At 53.0% G+C, this 14,460-nt stretch carries 13 protein-coding genes; 12 read left to right on the top strand and 1 reads right to left on the bottom strand.

Annotated features, from left to right (window positions below):
* Positions 1-46 precede the first annotated feature (46 nt).
* The 10 genes from rsmG (at position 47) to AC3WS9_RS22425 (ending at position 8,164) form a co-directional block, all read left to right on the top strand.
* Positions 47-670 carry a 16S rRNA (guanine(527)-N(7))-methyltransferase RsmG gene (gene rsmG / locus AC3WS9_RS22380; protein WP_492490283.1) on the top strand — a complete coding sequence of 208 codons (624 nt, stop codon included), beginning with the start codon at positions 47-49 and terminating at the stop codon, positions 668-670.
* A gap of 616 nt (positions 671-1,286) precedes the next feature.
* Positions 1,287-1,667: a F0F1 ATP synthase subunit I gene (gene atpI, locus AC3WS9_RS22385; RefSeq protein ID WP_282494076.1), complete on the top strand. Its 381-nt coding sequence runs from the start codon at positions 1,287-1,289 to the stop codon at positions 1,665-1,667.
* An 8-nt stretch (positions 1,668-1,675) separates the two neighbouring features.
* Entirely contained in the window at positions 1,676-2,491 is an 816-nt protein-coding gene (atpB, locus tag AC3WS9_RS22390; protein ID WP_282494075.1) for a F0F1 ATP synthase subunit A, read from the top strand.
* A gap of 50 nt (positions 2,492-2,541) precedes the next feature.
* Positions 2,542-2,781 (top strand): F0F1 ATP synthase subunit C, encoded by a 240-nt coding sequence (atpE, locus tag AC3WS9_RS22395; protein WP_000429386.1) that lies wholly within the window; start codon positions 2,542-2,544, stop codon positions 2,779-2,781.
* A gap of 47 nt (positions 2,782-2,828) precedes the next feature.
* Entirely contained in the window at positions 2,829-3,299 is a 471-nt protein-coding gene (gene atpF / locus AC3WS9_RS22400; RefSeq protein WP_095284091.1) for a F0F1 ATP synthase subunit B, read from the top strand.
* Positions 3,300-3,313: 14 nt separating this feature from the next.
* Positions 3,314-3,847, top strand: coding sequence for a F0F1 ATP synthase subunit delta (gene atpH / locus AC3WS9_RS22405; protein ID WP_282494074.1), 534 nt, complete (start codon positions 3,314-3,316; stop codon positions 3,845-3,847).
* A 12-nt stretch (positions 3,848-3,859) separates the two neighbouring features.
* Positions 3,860-5,401 (top strand): F0F1 ATP synthase subunit alpha, encoded by a 1,542-nt coding sequence (gene atpA, locus AC3WS9_RS22410; RefSeq protein WP_100778298.1) that lies wholly within the window; start codon positions 3,860-3,862, stop codon positions 5,399-5,401.
* 50 nt (positions 5,402-5,451) lie between these two features.
* Entirely contained in the window at positions 5,452-6,315 is an 864-nt protein-coding gene (atpG, locus tag AC3WS9_RS22415) for a F0F1 ATP synthase subunit gamma (RefSeq protein WP_095284095.1), read from the top strand.
* 26 nt (positions 6,316-6,341) lie between these two features.
* Complete coding sequence (gene atpD, locus AC3WS9_RS22420) at positions 6,342-7,724, top strand: F0F1 ATP synthase subunit beta (RefSeq protein WP_095284097.1); 1,383 nt, start codon at positions 6,342-6,344, stop codon at positions 7,722-7,724.
* Between the two features lie 20 nt (positions 7,725-7,744).
* A complete protein-coding gene (locus tag AC3WS9_RS22425) occupies positions 7,745-8,164 on the top strand; it encodes a F0F1 ATP synthase subunit epsilon (RefSeq protein ID WP_003023809.1) in 420 nt (139 codons plus the stop codon).
* Positions 8,165-8,466: 302 nt separating this feature from the next.
* Here AC3WS9_RS22425 and AC3WS9_RS22430 read toward each other — a convergent pair whose 3' ends face one another.
* Entirely contained in the window at positions 8,467-10,563 is a 2,097-nt protein-coding gene (locus tag AC3WS9_RS22430) for a right-handed parallel beta-helix repeat-containing protein (RefSeq protein WP_492490284.1), read from the bottom strand.
* Positions 10,564-10,907: 344 nt separating this feature from the next.
* Here AC3WS9_RS22430 and glmU point away from each other — a divergent pair, with 344 nt between their 5' ends.
* Both glmU and glmS read left to right on the top strand, forming a co-directional pair.
* A complete protein-coding gene (gene glmU / locus AC3WS9_RS22435) occupies positions 10,908-12,278 on the top strand; it encodes a bifunctional UDP-N-acetylglucosamine diphosphorylase/glucosamine-1-phosphate N-acetyltransferase GlmU (RefSeq protein WP_492490285.1) in 1,371 nt (456 codons plus the stop codon).
* 224 nt (positions 12,279-12,502) lie between these two features.
* Positions 12,503-14,332: a glutamine--fructose-6-phosphate transaminase (isomerizing) gene (glmS, locus tag AC3WS9_RS22440; RefSeq protein ID WP_285155066.1), complete on the top strand. Its 1,830-nt coding sequence runs from the start codon at positions 12,503-12,505 to the stop codon at positions 14,330-14,332.
* Positions 14,333-14,460: the final 128 nt, after the last annotated feature.

Genomic DNA, 14,460 nt, shown 5'->3' on the forward strand with positions numbered 1-14,460 from the left:
TAAGCGCTAGCGCCACCGGGCTCATTATTTCAAACAGGTATTCACCGTGCTCAACAAACTCTCTCGTCTGCTGGATGAAGCAGGTATTTCGCTCACCGATCACCAGAAAAATCAGCTGGTGGCCTATGTCGATATGCTGAACAAATGGAACAAAGCGTACAACCTCACGTCGGTACGCGATCCCAACGAGATGCTGATTCGTCATATCCTCGACAGCATAGTGGTGGCGCCTCACCTGCAGGGTGAGCGTTTTATCGATGTCGGTACTGGCCCGGGTCTGCCCGGTATTCCGTTATCCATCGTGCGCCCGGAGTGCCATTTCACGCTGCTGGACAGCCTGGGTAAGCGCGTGCGCTTCCTGCGTCAGGTCCAGCATGAGCTGAAGCTCGAGAACATTGAGCCGGTCCAGAGCAGGGTAGAGGCGTTTCCGTCCGAGCCACCGTTCGACGGCGTGATCAGCCGCGCGTTTGCTTCGCTCAACGATATGGTGAGCTGGTGCAAGCACCTGCCCGCGCAAGAGGGCCGTTTTTACGCGCTCAAAGGACTGGTTCCTGACGATGAAATCGCCCAACTCCCTGATGGATATACCGTCGAGTCCATTGTTAAACTGCGGGTACCGCAACTCGATGGTGAACGCCATTTGGTGATAATTAAGCCAAACAATTTTTAAAAATCTCATAAAAAATGCGGAATTCGTGCTGTTCTTAGAGTGTTAAAAAGCAGCACGAAGTCGGGCTTCACCCTGAACTGAATTTAACCTTGTTGTTACCGGGGATTACCCAAACGTTAACCTGAATGCGTTTGTTCCCCCAAAATATAGTCAGCACTGAAAATATCAGTCTGCTAAAAGTGGAATTCAGTAACGAGATTGCGATGTTAAATATTTATTAAAAATGTCAATGAAAGGTTTTTGTCGTGTACGGGGCTGTTTTGAAAATAGTTACTGGCATTTATCTTTAATATCATAAAGATGAATTAAACCAAATTATTGATTTGATAAATATGACCTTATCGTAAATGTGTATTTTGTGATCTCGTGCACGCTTTGTCGCCAACGTTTCTACGCGGTTTGCAGTTTTCCCGGATTGCGTGGGGTTTGGCGAAAAGTTAAAAAATAGCGGTGGGGAAAATTATTTAAACATTTATTCACCTTTTCGCTACTTAATGTTTGAATTCACGGGTGCGCACCGTATAATTTGACCGCTTTTTGATGCTTGACTCTGAGCGTTAAAGGACGTTTTATACGACACGCGACATACCTCGAAGGGAGCAGGAGTAAAAACGTGATGTCTGTGTCGCTCTTGAGTCGAAACGTTGCTCGTAAGCTTCTGTTCATTCAGTTTCTGGCTGTGATAGCAAGTGGACTGCTGTTCTGCCTCAAAGACCCCTTCTGGGGCATCTCCGCAGTGTGTGGAGGTTTGGCAGTGGTTTTGCCAAACATGTTGTTTATGATTTTTGCCTGGCGTCATCAGGCGCATACACCTGCCAAAGGCCGCGTGGCCTGGTCCTTCGCTCTTGGCGAAGTGTGTAAGGTGTTGCTGACCTTCGCCTTCCTGGTGGTGGCGCTGGCTGTTTTGAAAGTGGTATTTTTGCCGCTGATCGTGACGTGGGTTTTGGTGCTGGTGGTACAAATTCTGGCGCCAGCTGTAATCAACAACAAAGGGTAAAAGGCATCATGGCTTCAGAAAATATGACGCCGCAGGATTACATAGGTCACCATCTGACGAACCTTCAGATGGACCTGCGTACATTCTCGCTGGTGGATCCGCATAACCCCCCGGCCACCTTCTGGACGCTCAACATTGACTCCATGTTCTTCTCGGTGGTGTTGGGTCTGTTGTTCCTGGCCATGTTCCGTAGCGTTGCTAAAAAGGCGACCAGCGGTGTTCCAGGGAAATTCCAGACGGCTATCGAGTTAGTCATCGGCTTCGTTCATGGCAGCGTCAAAGACATGTATCACGGTAAGAGCAAGCTGATTGCTCCGCTGGCGCTGACTGTCTTCGTCTGGGTCTTCCTGATGAACCTGATGGACCTTCTGCCTATCGACCTGCTGCCGTACATCGGTGAGCATGTTCTCGGCCTGCCGGCACTGCGTGTGGTTCCGTCTGCTGACGTGAACATCACCCTGTCCATGGCGCTGGGCGTATTCATCCTGATTCTTTTCTACAGCATCAAAATGAAAGGCGTAAGCGGCTTTGTGAAAGAGCTTACCTTGCAGCCGTTCAACCACTGGGCGTTCATTCCGGTCAACCTGATCCTGGAAGGCGTAAGCCTGCTGTCCAAACCGGTTTCACTCGGTCTGCGACTGTTCGGTAACATGTATGCGGGTGAGCTGATTTTCATTCTGATCGCGGGTCTTCTGCCGTGGTGGTCACAGTGGATTCTGAATGTGCCCTGGGCCATTTTCCACATCCTGATCATTACGCTGCAAGCCTTTATCTTCATGGTTCTGACGATCGTCTATCTGTCGATGGCGTCTGAAGAGCACTGATTTTTTAACCACCACTACTACGTTTTTATTGAAACAAACTGGAGACTGTCATGGAAAACCTGAATATGGATCTGCTGTACATGGCTGCCGCTGTGATGATGGGTCTGGCGGCTATCGGTGCTGCGATCGGTATCGGCATCCTCGGGGGCAAATTCCTGGAAGGCGCTGCGCGTCAACCGGATCTGATTCCTCTGCTGCGTACTCAGTTCTTTATCGTTATGGGTCTGGTGGATGCAATCCCGATGATCGCTGTAGGTCTGGGTCTGTACGTGATGTTTGCTGTCGCGTAACTCGTTTTTAAAAACCCAAGCCACAGAAATTAAAGAGGTATTGTGCTGTGAACATGAACGCAACAATCCTCGGCCAGGCCATCGCGTTTATTCTCTTTGTCTGGTTCTGCATGAAGTATGTATGGCCGCCTTTAATGGCAGCCATCGAGAAACGTCAGAAAGAAATTGCTGACGGTCTGGCTTCCGCAGAGCGCGCTAAGAAAGATTTGGACCTTGCACAGGCCAACGCGACAGACCAGCTGAAAAAAGCGAAAGGTGAAGCTCAGGTAATCATTGAACAGGCTAACAAACGCCGTGCTCAGATCCTGGACGAAGCCAAAGCTGAAGCAGAACAGGAACGTACCAAGATCGTTGCACAAGCTCAGGCTGAAATTGATGCTGAGCGTAAACGTGCTCGTGAAGAACTGCGTAAGCAGGTTGCGATTCTGGCTGTTGCTGGCGCCGAGAAGATCATCGAACGTTCCGTGGATGAAGCTGCTAATAGCGACATCGTGGACAAACTTGTCGCTGAACTGTAAGGAGGGAGGGGCTGATGTCTGAATTTGTTACGGTAGCTCGCCCCTACGCCAAAGCAGCTTTTGACTTTGCTGTCGAACACCAAAATGTCGATCGCTGGCAGGATATGCTGGCGTTTGCCGCTGAGGTAACGAAAAACGAGCAAGTGGCTGAGATGCTTTCCGGTGCGTTAGCACCCGAAACCCTTGCTGCATCGTTTATCGCCATTTGTGGTGAGCAACTGGATGACAACGGCCAGAACCTGATTAAGGTCATGGCTGAAAATGGTCGTCTGCGAGTGCTCCCTGATGTTCTCGAGCAGTTCCAGCACTTACGTGCCCTCAGTGAAGCTACCGCCGAAGTTGAAGTAACCTCTGCGAATGAACTGAGTGAAGAACAGCTTGCGAAGATCTCCGCCGCGATGGAAAAACGTCTGTCACGCAAAGTTAAGCTGAATTGCAAAATCGATAAGTCTGTAATGGCAGGCGTAATCATCCGAGCGGGTGATATGGTCATTGATGGCAGCGTACGCGGCCGTCTTGAACGCCTTGCAGACGTCTTGCAGTCTTAAGGGGACTGGAGCATGCAACTGAATTCCACCGAAATCAGCGAACTGATCAAGCAGCGCATTGCTCAGTTCAGTGTTGTGAGCGAAGCTCATAACGAAGGTACTATTGTTTCTGTAAGTGACGGTGTTATCCGCATCCACGGCCTGGCCGATTGTATGCAGGGTGAGATGATTTCCCTGCCGGGTAACCGTTACGCTATCGCACTGAACCTGGAGCGCGACTCCGTAGGTGCTGTAGTGATGGGCCCGTACGCTGACCTTGCCGAAGGCATGAAAGTCAAATGTACTGGTCGTATTCTGGAAGTTCCAGTCGGCCGTGGCCTGCTGGGTCGCGTGGTGAACACCCTGGGTGCACCAATCGACGGTAAAGGCCCGGTTGATAACGATGGCTTCTCGCCAATCGAAGTTATCGCACCAGGCGTTATCGAACGTCAGTCCGTTGATCAGCCAGTTCAGACGGGTTATAAATCCGTTGATGCCATGATCCCAATCGGTCGTGGTCAGCGTGAACTGATCATCGGTGACCGTCAGACCGGTAAAACCGCGATGGCAATCGATGCGATCATCAACCAGCGCGATTCCGGCATCAAATGCGTGTACGTGGCTATCGGCCAGAAAGCGTCCACCATTTCCAACGTGGTTCGTAAACTGGAAGAGCACGGCGCGCTGTCAAACACCATCGTGGTGGTTGCAACCGCTTCTGAATCTGCTGCACTGCAATACCTGGCGCCATATGCCGGTTGCGCAATGGGCGAATACTTCCGTGACCGCGGTGAAGATGCACTGATCGTGTACGATGACCTGTCTAAACAGGCTGTTGCTTACCGTCAGGTTTCCCTGCTGCTCCGTCGTCCACCAGGACGTGAAGCCTTCCCGGGCGACGTATTTTACCTCCACTCCCGTCTGCTGGAGCGCGCATCCCGCGTTAACGCTGAGTACGTTGAGAAGTTCACCAATGGTGAAGTTAAAGGTAAAACCGGCTCCCTGACTGCACTGCCGATTATCGAAACTCAGGCGGGTGACGTTTCTGCGTTCGTTCCGACCAACGTAATTTCCATTACCGATGGTCAGATCTTCCTCGAAACCAACCTGTTCAACTCCGGTATTCGTCCTGCGGTTAACCCAGGGATCTCCGTATCCCGTGTGGGTGGTGCTGCTCAGACTAAGATCATCAAGAAACTGTCCGGTGGTATTCGTACCGCTCTGGCACAGTATCGTGAACTGGCTGCGTTCTCTCAGTTCGCTTCCGATCTGGATGAAGCGACCCGTAAGCAGTTAAGCCATGGTCAGAAAGTGACCGAGCTGCTGAAACAGAAACAGTATGCCCCAATGTCTGTTGCACAACAGGGCCTGGTGCTGTTCGCGGCTGAACGCGGTTACCTCGAAGATGTGGAACTGGCGAAAATCGGTAGCTTTGAAGCCGCACTGCTGGCTTACGTTGACCGTGATCACGCTCCGCTGATGCAAGAGATTAACCAGTCCGGTGGCTATAACGACGAAATCGAAGGCAAGCTGAAAGCTATCCTCGATTCCTTCAAAGCAACCCAGTCCTGGTAACGTCCGGCGGCTTGTCTTAGGACAGGCCGCAAGGCATTGAGGAGAAGCTCATGGCCGGCGCAAAAGAGATACGTAGTAAGATCGCAAGCGTCCAGAACACGCAAAAGATCACTAAAGCGATGGAAATGGTCGCCGCTTCCAAAATGCGTAAATCGCAGGAGCGCATGGCGGCCAGCCGTCCTTATGCAGATACCATGCGCAAAGTGATTGGTCACCTTGCGAACGGTAATCTGGAATATAAGCATCCTTACCTGGAAGAACGCGACGTTAAACGCGTGGGCTACCTGGTGGTGTCTACCGACCGTGGTCTGTGCGGTGGCTTGAACATTAACCTGTTCAAAAAGCTGCTGGCTGAAATGAAAGTCTGGTCCGACAAAGGCGTTCAGAGCGATATCGCGATGATCGGCTCCAAGGGCGTTTCTTTCTTTAATTCAGTGGGTGGCAACATTGTCGCTCAGGTGACCGGCATGGGTGATAACCCATCCCTGTCCGAACTGATCGGCCCGGTAAAAGTGATGTTGCAGGCCTACGATGAAGGCCGTCTGGACAGACTGTATGTGGTCAGCAACAAATTTATTAATACCATGTCTCAGGTTCCGACCCTCACTCAGCTGCTGCCATTGCCGGCATCAGAAGATGAAGAGTTAAAACATAAAGCCTGGGATTACCTGTATGAACCCGATCCGAAACCGCTGCTGGATACCCTGCTGCGTCGTTACGTTGAATCTCAGGTTTATCAGGGCGTGGTAGAAAACCTGGCCAGCGAGCAGGCCGCACGTATGGTGGCGATGAAAGCCGCGACCGACAATGGCGGCAGCCTGATTAAAGAGCTGCAGTTGGTATACAACAAAGCTCGTCAGGCCAGCATTACTCAGGAACTCACCGAAATCGTCGGTGGTGCATCCGCGGTATAACCAGGTTAATTCGTAGAGGATTCAAGATGGCTACTGGAAAAATTGTCCAGGTAATCGGCGCCGTGGTTGACGTCGAATTCCCTCAGGATGCCGTACCGCGCGTGTACGATGCTCTTGAGGTTCAGAATGGTAATGAGAGCCTGGTGCTGGAAGTTCAGCAGCAGCTCGGTGGTGGTATCGTGCGTACCATCGCCATGGGTTCTTCTGACGGTTTGCGTCGTGGTCTGGAAGTTAAAGACCTTGAGCACCCGATCGAAGTCCCGGTTGGTAAAGCAACGCTGGGTCGTATCATGAACGTGCTCGGTCAGCCGATCGACATGAAAGGCGACATCGGCGAAGAAGAGCGTTGGGCGATCCACCGCGAAGCGCCTTCCTACGAAGAGCTGTCAAGCTCTCAGGAACTGCTGGAAACTGGTATCAAAGTAATGGACCTGATCTGCCCGTTTGCAAAAGGCGGTAAAGTCGGTCTGTTCGGTGGTGCGGGTGTAGGTAAAACCGTAAACATGATGGAGCTGATCCGTAACATCGCGATCGAGCACTCCGGTTACTCCGTGTTTGCAGGCGTGGGTGAGCGTACTCGTGAGGGTAACGACTTCTACCACGAAATGACCGACTCCAACGTTCTGGATAAAGTATCCCTGGTTTACGGCCAGATGAACGAGCCACCAGGAAACCGTCTGCGTGTGGCACTGACCGGCCTGACTATGGCTGAGAAGTTCCGTGACGAAGGTCGTGACGTACTGCTGTTCGTTGATAACATCTACCGTTACACCCTGGCCGGTACTGAAGTATCTGCACTGCTGGGCCGTATGCCATCAGCGGTAGGTTATCAGCCGACTCTGGCGGAAGAGATGGGCGTTCTGCAGGAACGTATCACTTCTACCAAAACCGGTTCTATCACCTCCGTACAGGCGGTATACGTACCTGCGGATGACTTGACTGACCCATCTCCAGCCACCACCTTTGCTCACTTAGATGCAACCGTGGTACTGAGCCGTCAGATCGCGTCTCTGGGTATCTACCCGGCCGTTGACCCGCTGGACTCCACCAGCCGTCAGCTGGATCCACTGGTTGTTGGTCAGGAACACTACGACACCGCGCGTGGCGTTCAGTCCATCCTGCAGCGTTACCAGGAACTGAAAGACATCATCGCGATCCTGGGTATGGACGAACTGTCTGAAGAAGACAAACTGGTGGTAGCACGTGCGCGTAAGATCCAGCGCTTCCTGTCCCAGCCGTTCTTCGTTGCAGAAGTCTTTACCGGTTCTCCGGGTAAATTCGTATCGCTGAAAGATACCATCCGTGGCTTTAAAGGCATCATGGAAGGCGAATACGATCACCTGCCAGAGCAGGCGTTCTATATGGTTGGCACCATCGATGAAGCTGTCGAGAAAGCCAAAAAACTTTAACGCCTTAATCGGAGGGTGATATGGCAATGACTTACCACCTGGACGTCGTCAGCGCAGAGCAACAAATGTTCTCTGGTCTGGTCGAGAAAATCCAGGTAACGGGCAGTGAAGGTGAACTGGGTATTTTCCCAGGGCACGCACCGCTGCTCACCGCCATTAAGCCTGGTATGATCCGCATCGTAAAACAGTTCGGTCATGAAGAGTTTATCTATCTGTCCGGCGGCATTCTTGAAGTGCAGCCTGGTAGTGTGACCGTTCTTGCTGATACCGCTATTCGTGGACAGGATCTCGACGAAGCACGAGCTCTGGAAGCGAAGCGTAAAGCAGAAGAGCACATTAAGAGCTCTCATGGCGACGTGGATTACGCACAGGCCTCAGCTGAGCTGGCTAAAGCGATCGCGAAACTGCGCGTTATCGAGTTGACCAAAAAAGCGATGTAACACCGGCTTGAAAAGCACAAAAGCCAGTCTGGTTTTCAGACTGGCTTTTTTTATGGCTGCGTTTCAGATTTTATGGAACTGAAAAGGTGTTTTAATATTTTGTGATTTTGGTCACAAAAATATTGATCGGTTAAATGTTGAGGAGTAGACTTCTTTTTGTGATGTGTGTCACATAATCAACTCCAACAACAGGGGATACCCACATGAAACTGATCAATAAAGTCATCGCTCTCTTCAGCAACATGAACGTCTCTTTTGGTACGTTCAACCTGTAATCTGCTGTATGCCGAGTGGCGCCACGCTTACCGTTGTGTGATAAGCGAAGCGCCATCTGGCAGCACTTCTCCGCCGTTATTCACGCTCTTCCCGTCTGCGATAAAATAGTTCGTCTCATCAATATTCCCGACCACCGCATCGTCATAGCGACCAGGCTGCGTGCGCACGGATTTGTTGCCGCTGAAAATGCCCTGCGTTGATGCATCCCCATACGGGCTTGGGCGGAAGATAAAGTTAAAACGCTGATTGTCCACCGCCACATTGTTCGTCACCACCAGCTTGCCGGGATTGAAGTTGTCGGTAAAACCATCCAGCTGATTCCCTTCCGCCTTGCTGTTTCGCACTTCATGCGCCACCGGCTGCCCTTCTCCGCCGAGTTTAAATCCGTTGCTGGTGTTGTTGCGGGCGATTGAATTCTCGATCACCACAACCCCGTTCGCACCGTCCTCTATCTTATTGAACAGGTCGAAACCGTCGTCGATATTGTCGTGGGAATAGCAGTTCTCCAGACGGTTACCTTCGCCCACGCGCATCTTCACGGCAAAACCATCGGCGTTGATTTTGCCGGGATCGACATTGGCGTAAGACTCAGAATGTATTACCCGGTTATGGCTTGCCCACAGCGGTCGGCCCACGTTGTCCGGGGACGATATCTGAATGCCCGTATCGTCGTTCCGGTAGGCGGTCACGTTCTCAATCAGGTTGTGGCTGCCCTGAATGCGCAGGCTTTTGTCGGTAATGTCGATGCCCTTGATGTGCCAGTAGCTGGCATCCACCAGCAGACCATGAATCACGGCCTTGCCGTCTGCCTGCAATGTTTTGCGTAGATCGGCATTGCCGCTGGCGGCCAGTGGGATCTCGCTGCGCGGATACTCCCCGGCTTTGAGGATAATCGTTCCGCCAGGTGCGAGCAGATCAATCGCGGAGGCTAAATCCAGCGGCGAGGCGAGCGTACCTTTCCCGTCGGCTTTGCCGTCAGGGGCGGCGTGCAGCGTCGTAGCCGTAAACCCATCCACCTTTTCAACGCTAAATGGCTGATGAATGGTTTCGCCGCTGGCGGGCGTAAAGCTCAGGCTGAAGGCGTTATTTTCCGTCAGGGTCGCTGGCAGGCCGTACATCTCTCCGGCTTTCACCGCTTTATCGTTACCGATCACCACTTCGTTCTGACGCACACTGAAAACCCCGTCATGGTTCGCTCGCGCCTGAACGAGGTACTTATCCGATGTACTTTTCCCTGATGATGTCAGCTGCACCACCGTCGGGAGCGCTTTGGCCTGCCAGGGTTTTGAAGGTTCGGTTTCTGCGGCGGAGGTGGTCAGCGAGGCGTCCGATACGGTGATTTTGGCGTTACGCGAGGCGAAAAAGCCGACGTAATAGCGATCTTTATTTTGCACAGCGATCAGGTCCGCACGCGGTACGCTTTGGCTCACCCACGCGTCACTCCCGACGGGGGACCAGGCGGTGATAAAGCCGTCGTTAGTGCGCTGCAGCTTCAGACGGAATTCCGGCGTCTGGCTCAGGTCGATCTCTTCTTTATAGCTCTGCTTTTTGATCGCTGCGCCCGCGTTACCCCAGGGCTGGGAAATCCCTTCGCGGGTGATGGCCTGCATTTTGACCCGCTGGTGGTCCTTTTTATCCTGGGTCATGATGGCATTCATCACCAGGTTTGAGGCGGCCGGAAACTCTTCATAGCCCTCTTTAAGCGGCTGCTGGCGGGGCACGCCAATCACGTCGCGCACCAGCAGCCCTGCGCCCTCCTGCGCGGCTGGTTTTGCGCCATTCTCCGGACCAAACTGCTCAACTTTAACGGTGGCCAGCAATTCGAAATTCTCACGAGTCGGCAGCTCGGTATAGAAAAAGGTTAGCCCGTCGTGCGAGTTGGCAATCTTCCCGCCCCGGCTTTCAATGGTGATGGGTTTCGAGAGATCCGCCGTGTCCTGCGGCGACAGCTTTTTGCCGTCGATGGTCACGTCGTTGACGCCGATTTTTTCCGGCAACACGTTAGAGGAAAAATTCAGATCGGTAGACTGCCCAAAGGCAATCGCTTTCCAGACGTGCTGCCCGGCAGCCGAGACAGCAAAGGAGCTACACATCATTAGGGCCAGAGGTATTTTATAGTTCATCTTATTCTCCTGATTGATAAGTGAGCGCCATTATCATCAAGATGAAACGGTGTTTCTTTTTTAGGTGTCACAATATTGAATAATTAAAACACCGTTTTGCTTTAAACGGATCTTTATTCTTGAGGCGAAAAAATCGCTAACCTGTTGTGAACCCTTGCGACTTGCCTTAAGAAAGCTATTTTCCAGAGAAAAAGTGATTTACTCTGACCGCAAAACTATCCTCAAATAGCGAATATCGCCGGATGTTGAACGTTTTACGAGCGGTCCATTTTATGACGCAAAATATGTAGAATTTTCAACGTCAAAGGGTTTTACTTCTCACTCAAATTACAGTCAGGACGCGTATGTTGAACAATACGATGAGCGTGGTCATCCTTGCCGCTGGCAAAGGCACCCGCATGTATTCCGATCTTCCTAAGGTGCTTCACACACTGGCAGGAAAGCCAATGGTGCAGCATGTCATTGATGCCGCTGGGGAACTTGGCGCAAGCAAGGTCCATCTGGTGTATGGCCACGGCGGCGATCTGCTCAAGCAAACGCTGCGCGATGACAAACTCAACTGGGTCCTTCAGGCAGAACAGCTGGGAACGGGCCATGCGATGCAGCAGGCCGCGCCGTTCTTTGCGGATGACGAAGACATTCTGATGCTTTACGGCGATGTCCCGCTGATCGCAGTAGAAACCCTGACGCGCCTGCGTGAAGCCAAACCGCAGGGCGGCATCGGTTTATTGACCGTTAAACTCGACGATCCGACAGGCTATGGCCGCATCACCCGTGAAAACGACAAAGTGACCGGCATCGTTGAGCACAAAGATGCGACTGACGAACAGCGTCAGATTCAGGAAATCAATACCGGTATCCTGATCGCCAACGGCGCAGACATGAAGCGCTGGCTGGCAAAACTGAACAACAATAATGCCCAGGGTGAATACTACATCACCGATATCATTGCTCTGGCGCACCACGAAGGAAATGAGATCGTGGCGGTTCATCCCGATCGCCTGAGCGAAGTGGAAGGCGTGAACAATCGTCTGCAGCTCTCTCGTCTTGAGCGCGTTTACCAGGCCGAGCAGGCGGAAAAACTGCTGCTGGCGGGCGTGATGCTGCGCGATCCGGCGCGGTTTGATATGCGCGGCACGCTGAATCACGGGCGCGATGTGGAAATCGACACTAACGTTATTATTGAAGGTCAGGTCACGCTTGGGAATCGCGTCAAAATCGGTACCGGGTGTGTGATCAAAAACAGCGTGATTGGCGATGACTGCGAAATCAGTCCGTACAGCGTGGTGGAAGATTCACATCTGGAAGCGGCCTGCACCATCGGCCCGTTCGCGCGTCTGCGCCCTGGCGCCGAGCTGCTGGAAGGTGCGCACGTGGGCAACTTCGTTGAGATGAAAAAAGCGCGTCTGGGTAAGGGCTCGAAAGCGGGTCATCTGAGCTATCTGGGCGACGCGGAAATTGGCGACAACGTGAATATCGGGGCGGGTACGATCACCTGTAACTACGATGGCGCGAACAAGTTTAAAACCATCATCGGTGACGATGTGTTTGTCGGCTCCGACACGCAGCTGGTGGCGCCGGTCACCGTCGGTAAGGGTGTGACCATCGCCGCCGGAACGACCGTGACGCGCGATGTGGCGGATAATGAGCTGGTGCTCAGCCGCGTACCGCAGGTGCATAAGCAAGGCTGGCAGCGTCCGGTGAAGAAAAAGTAACAACCAGGCGGGTGGCGCTTCGCTTACCCGCCCTACGATTAAGTAGGCCTGATAAGGCGTAGCCGCCATCAGGCTAACTCGGGTGAGGAGATAAAGATATATTTCCCCCCACTGGCAGTAACCATAACTATAACCCCACTCTCTACAAGGCTCGGGGCGCCCTAAAAGGGCAATACAGGTCAGCGACAACGCATGGCATAACGCCATTATCAGGAAATCTAACTATGTGTGGAATTGTTGGCGCAGTTGCGCAGCGTGATATTGCTGAAATCCTTCTCGAAGGTTTACGTCGTCTGGAATACCGTGGCTATGACTCTGCCGGTCTGGCAGTAGTGGATGCAGAAGGTCATATGACCCGTCTGCGCCGTCTCGGTAAAGTGCAAATGCTGGCGCAAGCTGCGGAAGAAACTCCGCTGCACGGCGGAACCGGTATCGCGCACACCCGCTGGGCAACCCACGGCGAACCGTCTGAAGGTAACGCCCACCCGCATGTGTCTGAACACATTGTGGTGGTGCATAACGGCATTATCGAAAACCACGAACCGCTGCGCGAAGAGTTGAAAGCGCGTGGCTACACCTTTGTCTCTGAAACTGACACCGAAGTTATCGCTCACCTGGTTCACTGGGAACTGGAGCAAGGCGGTACGCTGCGCGAAGCGGTGCTGCGCGCCATTCCTCAGCTGCGCGGCGCGTACGGTACAGTGATCATGGATTCTCGCGATCCGAGCACCCTGCTGGCGGCACGTTCCGGTAGCCCGATGGTCATCGGTATGGGTATGGGCGAGAACTTCATCGCTTCCGATCAGCTGGCACTCCTGCCGGTCACCCGTCGTTTTATCTTCCTCGAAGAGGGCGATATCGCGGAAGTGACCCGTCGCAGCGTGACGGTCTTTGATAAATCCGGCGCGCAGGTGAAGCGTCAGGAGATCGAATCGAATCTGCAGTACGATGCGGGCGACAAAGGCGCGTACCGTCACTACATGCAGAAAGAGATCTATGAGCAGCCAAACGCCATCAAGAACACCCTGACCGGGCGCATCAGCCACGGTGAGGTGGATCTGAGCGAGCTGGGTGCTAACGCCAACGAGATGCTGGCGAAGGTCGAGCATATCCAGATTGTCGCCTGCGGCACCTCTTACAACTCAGGTATGGTTTCGCGCTACTGGTTTGAAGCCCTGGCGGGCGTGCCGTGCGATGTCGAAATCGCCTCGGAATTCCGCTACCGCAAATCTGCCGTGCGCCGTAACAGCCTGATGATCACCCTTTCCCAGTCCGGTGAAACGGCGGATACCCTGGCGGCCCTGCGTCTGTCGAAAGAGCTGGGCTATCTCGGTTCTCTGGCGATCTGTAACGTCCCTGGCTCATCGCTGGTGCGTGAATCGGATCTGGCGCTGATGACCAAAGCCGGGACTGAAATCGGCGTGGCGTCGACCAAAGCCTTTACCACTCAGCTGACCGTGCTGTTGATGCTGGTGGCGAAACTGGCGCGTCTGAAAGGCCAGGATGCGTCCATTGAGCAGGATATCGTTCACGGGCTGCAGGCGCTGCCGAGCCGTATCGAGCAGATGCTCTCCCAGGACAAACGTATCGAAGCGCTGGCAGAAGATTTCTCTGACAAACACCACGCCCTGTTCCTTGGCCGAGGCGATCAGTACCCAATCGCGCTGGAAGGCGCGCTGAAGCTGAAAGAGATCTCCTACATCCATGCGGAAGCCTACGCCGCAGGCGAGCTGAAACATGGCCCGCTGGCGCTGATTGACGCAGATATGCCGGTGATCGTGGTTGCCCCGAACAACGAACTGCTGGAAAAACTGAAATCGAATATCGAAGAAGTGCGCGCCCGTGGCGGCCAGCTGTACGTCTTCGCCGATCAGGATGCCGGGTTTGTCAGCAACGACAACATGCACATCATCGAGATGCCGCATGTTGAAGAGGTGATTGCCCCGATCTTCTACACCGTTCCGCTGCAGCTGCTGGCGTATCACGTCGCGCTGATCAAAGGCACCGACGTCGACCAGCCGCGTAACCTGGCGAAGTCCGTCACCGTAGAATAATCCCTTCAGGCTCCACCTTCGGGTGGAGCTTTTTTTATCCCTTCCCGACGTTTTTATTTATGACAATCTGTCATCTTCAGCTACTTTTTTCAGTGTCACAGAAAGAAAATTTTTCTGAAATCGCACTG

The sequence above is a fragment of the Lelliottia sp. EB106-05-01-XG201 genome, from assembly GCF_058791735.1.